Origin of the sequence: Streptomyces sp. NRRL WC-3549, from assembly GCF_000721935.1 — a bacterium.
GTDB lineage: Bacteria > Actinomycetota > Actinomycetes > Streptomycetales > Streptomycetaceae > Streptomyces.
Window position 1 is genome coordinate 1,338 of record NZ_KL585408.1, and the last position, 5,883, is coordinate 7,220.

Annotated in this window: 4 protein-coding genes and 1 pseudogene; 1 reads left to right on the forward strand and 4 read right to left on the reverse strand. The window is 75.5% G+C overall.

Annotation, left to right across the window (positions count from 1 at the left end; all coding sequences use genetic code 11):
- On the reverse strand, positions 1–743 hold a 743-nt coding region (locus IH13_RS40130; protein ID WP_199814749.1), incomplete at its 3' end, for a cobalamin biosynthesis protein.
- Positions 744–834: 91 nt separating this feature from the next.
- Between IH13_RS40130 and IH13_RS0119230 the strand changes: the two genes are divergently transcribed.
- Positions 835–1,560, forward strand: coding sequence for a ZIP family metal transporter (locus IH13_RS0119230; protein WP_031086083.1), 726 nt, complete (start codon positions 835–837; stop codon positions 1,558–1,560).
- A gap of 61 nt (positions 1,561–1,621) precedes the next feature.
- Here IH13_RS0119230 and IH13_RS0119235 read toward each other — a convergent pair whose 3' ends face one another.
- From IH13_RS0119235 to IH13_RS37885, 3 genes and pseudogenes are all read right to left on the reverse strand, one after another.
- On the reverse strand, positions 1,622–2,977 hold the full coding sequence (locus IH13_RS0119235; protein ID WP_031086084.1) for a cobyrinic acid a,c-diamide synthase CobB: 1,356 nt from the start codon (positions 2,975–2,977) through the stop codon (positions 1,622–1,624).
- Positions 2,971–3,570, reverse strand: coding sequence for a cob(I)yrinic acid a,c-diamide adenosyltransferase (cobO, locus tag IH13_RS0119240; RefSeq protein WP_031086085.1), 600 nt, complete (start codon positions 3,568–3,570; stop codon positions 2,971–2,973). Before cobO ends, IH13_RS0119235 begins: the two co-directional genes overlap by 7 nt.
- A pseudogene (locus IH13_RS37885) lies at positions 3,570–5,592 on the reverse strand (putative cobaltochelatase). Before IH13_RS37885 ends, cobO begins: the two are co-directional and overlap by 1 nt.
- Between the last annotated feature and the right edge of the window lie 291 nt (positions 5,593–5,883).

Here is a 5,883-nt window from a genome sequence, read left to right on the forward strand (position 1 = left end):
ATGAGGACGAACGCCTCGGCCGCGCCCGCCGTCAGCAGCACCCGCTCCACCGGCAGCCCGTGCCGCGCGGCGACGGCGGCGTGCGCGGGGCCCCCGTCGGGGTAGGCGGCCAGCGATCCCAGCGACGCGGCTATCCGCTCCCGCAGCCAGCCGGGCGGTGTACCGGTCCGTACGTTCACGGCGAGATCGGTCAGATCCAGACCGCGTACCTCAGCGTCGCCGTGGTGCCGCAGATCCGGCTCGGCGCTGTCGATGTGCTCAGTGGGGGGCAGCATGGGAGCCATGGTGAACGGCGCGACGCCATGCGTCGACGCCGGGGTGCCCATCGACGGGACCCCGCGGGCCACCGCGCACGTCGCCGACGCCGACTTCCGCTTGCGTACCAGCAGTTCGGCGGGGTCCGACGCGCCCCGCGCCTCCGCCCCTGATCCGCGCGCACCCGTGAGCGCCGCCGCCTCCGCCACCGAACCGGTGGCCACGGCGGCCCGCACCACCCGCGACGGGTGAGGCACCCGCACCCGGGCCAGCACCCCGGCCGGATACGCGAGCACGGGCACCCCGAGCCGCGCCGCCGCGCCGGTGATCCCCGGCTCGTCCGCCCGGGCGTCCAGCGTCGCCACGGCGGTCACGTCCCCGGCCCGCAGCCCGGCCTCCTCCAGCGTCCCGAGCACCAGCCCCAGCACCTCCTCGGGAGGTACGCCACGGCGGGCGCCGACCCCGACGACGAGCGGCTGACGGGGCATGGAACGGGCCTTCCGGACGGGGGCGGCACGGCGACCCCGGTGAGGGCGGCCTGAGGTGCGGGGAGCGGGGCCTATCCGCTAGCAAGGGCCCATGGCGGTATTCGTCGCGCTCGGCGCGTTCCTGATGACCCTGGCGGGCGGCTGGGTCGCGCAGCGCGTCAGCGACCGCAGACACCTGGTCCTCGGGTTCGCCGGAGGGCTGATGCTGGGCGTCGTCGGTCTCGACCTGCTGCCCGAGGCACTGGACGCGGCGGGCGACGAGGTCTTCGGTGTGCCGGCCGCCCTGCTGCTGTTCGTGGGCGGCTTCCTGACCGCCCACCTCGTGGAGCGCTCCCTGGCGGTACGCCAGGCCGCACACGGCGCGGGCGAGGAACGGGTGCCGCAGGTCGGGCTGACGGCGGCGGCGGCGATGGTGGGCCACAGCCTGATGGACGGTGTCGCGCTGGGCGCCGCGTTCCAGATCGGTGGCGGAATGGGCGCCGCGGTCGCGCTCGCCGTCATCACCCACGACTTCGCCGACGGTTTCAACACGTACACGATCACCAGCCTCTACGGGAACGCCCGACGCAAGGCCCTCCTGATGCTGTTCGCGGACGCCCTGGCCCCGGTCGTGGGCGCGGCGACCACCCTGTTCTTCACTCTTCCGGAGCAACTGCTCGGCTGCTACATCGGTTTCTTCGGCGGGGCGCTCCTCTACCTCGCCGCGGCCGAGATCCTGCCCGAGGCGCACCACGACCACCCCGCCCGCTCCACGCTGCTGTGCACCGTCGCCGGAGTGGGCTTCATCTGGCTGGTGGTCGGCGTCGCGGGGAAGTGAGGCCCCGCCCCCACCGAGGGCCGCGGCACCGTCCGCCCCGGCCCCGCCGCACCCCCACCGGTCACACCGCCCGCCGGCGGCAGTGGTCCACGAAACGCCGGGCCACACCGGGAGCCGCCGCCCAGTGCGTGTGCACATAGCTGGCGTGCACGCCGCGCTGGACGAAACCCTCCACCCGCCGCTCCGGCTGGTGCAGCCCCCACGCGGGCACGGCACCGGCGCCCGGCTCCAGCACGGTCCGGTGGAACTCGTGCCCCCGCAGCCGGGTGCCCGCCTCCGCCAGCACGCTGTCCGACACCGCCACCGCCGACCGGTAGCCGAGCGTCAGCCGCCGGGACATCCGGGCCGAGGCGTCCAGCACCCCGCACATCGGCCGCCCGTCCAGCTCACGCGCCAGATACAGCAGCCCCGCGCACTCCGCCGCGACCGGCGCACCCGCCGAGGCCAGCTCGGTGACGGCCGCGCGCAGCGGCTCGTTCGCCGACAGCTCGGGGGCGTACACCTCGGGGAACCCGCCGCCGATCACCAGGCCCGCCGTGCCCTCGGGCAGCTTCTCGTCGCGCAGCGGATCGAAGACGGCCACCTCCGCGCCCGCCGCTCTCAGCAGCTCGGCGTGCTCGGCGTACGCGAACGTGAAGGCCGCCCCGCCCGCCACGGCCACCACCGGCCGGGCCCCCGCGACGGGCCGCTGCTCCGGCTCCCACACCGCGCCGGGCAGCCCCGGAGCCGTACGGGCCAGGGCCAGCAGGGCGTCCAGGTCGCAGCCCTCCCGCACCCGCTCCGCCATCGCCGCCACGGCCCCCACCGCGTCGGCCTGCCGCTCGGCCACCGGGACCAGACCCAGGTGCCGCGACGGGGTCGCCACCTGCGGAGCCCGCCGCAACGCCCCCAGCACCGGCAGTCCCGTCTCCTCCAACGCCTCCCGCAGCAGCGCCTCGTGGCGGTCGGAGCCCACCTTGTTGAGGATCACCCCGCCGATGCGCACCTCCGGGTCCCAGGAGGCGAAACCGTGGACCAGCGCCGCGACCGAACGGGACTGCGAAGACGCGTCGACGACGAGCACCACCGGCGCCCGCAGCAGCTTCGAGACCTGCGCGGTGGACGCCAGCTCCCCCTGCCCCGAGGCCCCGTCGTACAGCCCCATCACCCCCTCGACGACCGCCAGGTCGCACCCGGCGGCCCCATGGCCGAACAGCGGGGCGATGAGTTCCGGCCCGCACATGTACGCGTCGAGGTTGCGCCCCGGGCGGCCGGTGGCGAGCGCGTGGTAGCCCGGGTCGATGTAGTCGGGGCCCACCTTGTGCGGGGACACGGCGAGCCCGCGCCCCGCGAACGCCGCCATCAGGCCGGTGGCGACGGTGGTCTTGCCGCTGTTGGACGCGGGCGCGGCGACGACCAGACGGGGGACACTCACCACTCGATGCCCCTCTGGCCCTTCTGACCGGCGTCCATCGGGTGCTTGACCTTCGACATGTCGGTCACCAGGTCGGCGGCCTCGATCAGCTTCGCCGGAGCGTTGCGCCCGGTGATCACCACGTGCTGGGTCCCCGGACGGTTCCGCATCACCTCGACCACCTCGTCGGTGTCGATCCAGCCCCAGTGCATCGGGTAGGCGAACTCGTCGAGCACGTACAGCTTGTACGTCTCGGCGGCCAGGTCGCGCTTGACCTGCTCCCAGCCCTCCCGCGCCTTCTCCTCGTTGTCCAGCTGGTTGTCGCGCTGGACCCACGACCAGCCCTCGCCCATCTTGTGCCAGTCGACCGTGCCGCCCTCGCCGCTCGCCCCGAGCACCCTCAGCGCGTTCTCCTCGCCGACCTTCCACTTCGCCGACTTCACGAACTGGAACACCCCGATCGGCCAGCCCTGGTTCCAGGCCCGCAGCGCGAGCCCGAACGCGGCCGTCGACTTGCCCTTGCCGATGCCCGTGTGCACGAAGAGCAGCGGACGGTTCCGCCGCTGACGTGTCGTCAGTCCGTCGTCCGGTACCGATACCGGCTGTCCCTGTGGCATTACGCGGCCCTCCCGGCGGCTTGTACGTCCTTGACCAGCCCGGCGATCGAGTCGGCCCGCAGCTCGTCGAGCGTGACCGCGCCGCCTCCCAGATCCCGGGCGAGCTGTGCGGCGAGACCGAGGCGTACGACGCCCGTCTCGCAGTCCACGACGACCGAGGCGGTTCCCTCGGAGGCGTGCAGCCGGCCCGCCCGCCCGGCCAGCGCCACCGGGTCCGGGCCACCGGTCGCCCGGCCGTCCGTCACGACGACCAGCAGCGGACGCCGCGAGGGATCACGCAACCGCTCCACCCGCAGCACGTCGTGCGCCTTCAGCAGCCCGGCGGCCAGCGGGGTACGCCCCCCGGTCGGCAGCGACTCCAGCCGGGCCGCCGCGGCGTCCACCGACGAGGTCGGCGGCAGCGCCACCTCGGCGTCCTTCCCGCGGAACGTCACCAGCCCCACCTTGTCCCGCCGCTGGTAGGCGTCCAGCAGCAGCGACAGCACGGCACCCTTGACCGCGCCCATCCGCTGCCGGGCCGCCATCGACCCGGAGGCGTCCACCACGAACAGCACGAGGTTGCCCTCACGCCCCTCCCGGGTGGCCTGCCGCAGATCGTCACGGCGTACGACCAGTCCGCGCCCGGACCGCCCGCGCGCCCGCTGATGGGGGGCCGCCGCCTGCACGGTCGCCGCCAGATGCAGCTTCGTCAGCGCACCCTCGGGCCGGCGCGCCCCGGTCGTGCGCCCGTGCTCGGTACGGGCCCGTGAGCGCCGTCCGGCCGCGCCCTCACCCAGGCCGGGCACGCTGAGCATCTTCGCCCGGAACGGCTCCGACGCCCCGACGGGCTGCTGCTCGGGGCCGGCCCCCTCGGCCGGCGCGGAGGGCGGCTCGGACCCCGCCCCCTCGCCCCCGGCGGGCGTGTCGCCGCGTTCCGTCTCGCCGCGGTCCGGCGCGTCGGGGCCGCCACCCTGCGCCTCCGCCACCGCCGGGTCCGTCGTCGTCCGGCCCCCCGTCCGGCCCGTCGGTGTCGTCCCCCGACTCCCGGAGGGCGTCGTCGAGCTTGTCCTCGTCCAGCCCGGGCGCGTCGAACGGGTTGCGCCGGCGCCGGTGGGGGAGCGCCAGGAGCGCGGCCTGCCGCACGTCCTCGGCGGTGACCTCCTCACGCCCCGCCCACGCGGCCAGCGCGGTCGCGGTACGGGCCATGACGATGTCGGCCCGCATCCCGTCGACCTCGAACGCCGCGCAGGTGGCCGCGATCTGCCGCAGCGCCCCGTCGCCGAGCACCACCCGGGGCAGCAGGAGGCGTGCGGCGGCGATCCGCTCGCGCAACGCCGACTCCTCCCCGGCCCACCGGGCGGCGAACGCCTCCGGGTCGTCGTCGTACGCCAGCCGGCGCCGTACGACCTCCACCCGCTGGTCGGTGTCCCGGGACGCGGCGACCTCGACGGTCAGCCCGAACCGGTCCAGCAGCTGGGGCCGCAGCTCGCCCTCCTCCGGGTTCATCGTCCCGACGAGCAGGAACCGCGCCGCATGCCGTACGGAGACGCCCTCGCGCTCGACGTAGGAGGCACCCATGGCCGCCGCGTCGAGCAGCAGGTCCACCAGGTGGTCGTGGAGGAGGTTGACCTCGTCCACGTAGAGGATCCCGCGGTGGGCGTCCGCCAGCAGTCCCGGCTCGAAGGCCTTCACGCCCTCGGAGAGGGCCCGTTCGATGTCGAGGGCGCCCACCAGCCGGTCCTCCGACGCGCCGACCGGCAGTTCCACGGTCCGGGCGGGCCGCGACACGCCCGGACCTGCCTCGTGCGGACCGTCCGGACACGCCGGGTCGGGCGCCGTCGGGTCGCAGGAGAACCGGCACCCGGACACCACCCGGACCTCCGGCATGAGCGCGGCCAGCGCCCGCACGGCGGTGGACTTGGCGGTGCCCTTCTCCCCGCGTACGAGGACCCCGCCGACGGCCGGGCTGACGGCGTTGAGCAGCAGCCCGAGCCGTAGGTCGTCCTGCCCGACGATGGCGGTGAAGGGATACGGCGTACTCACAGGGCCTCCTCGTTCGCAGAAACATCAGTGCCGGACTCCGGGTCCCGGGGCGGCGTTCCGAGCCCGCCCGGCGATCGGGGCCCGGGGCGCGGGGCGGAGCCGTGCCCACGGGAAGGGACGGAGCGGGGAGGGAACCCCGCCGCAGGCGCCCCGAACCCCGTCGCAGGTGCCCCGGGCCTCACTTCCGGCACCCCGGCCCCCACTTCCGGCGCCCCGGCCCCCATTTCCGGCACCCCCGGCGCCGGCGGCGCCCCGGGCGGCACGAACGGCAGCCCCGGCGGCGCCCCCGCT

What these genes read in the sequence shown, in the direction of transcription:
- cobO (WP_031086085.1), bottom strand. Translation starts at nt 3,570, where the DNA reads ATGCCACAGGGACAGCCGGTATCGGTACCGGACGACGGACTGACGACA.
- IH13_RS0119230 (WP_031086083.1), top strand. Translation starts at nt 835, where the DNA reads ATGGCGGTATTCGTCGCGCTCGGCGCGTTCCTGATGACCCTGGCGGGC.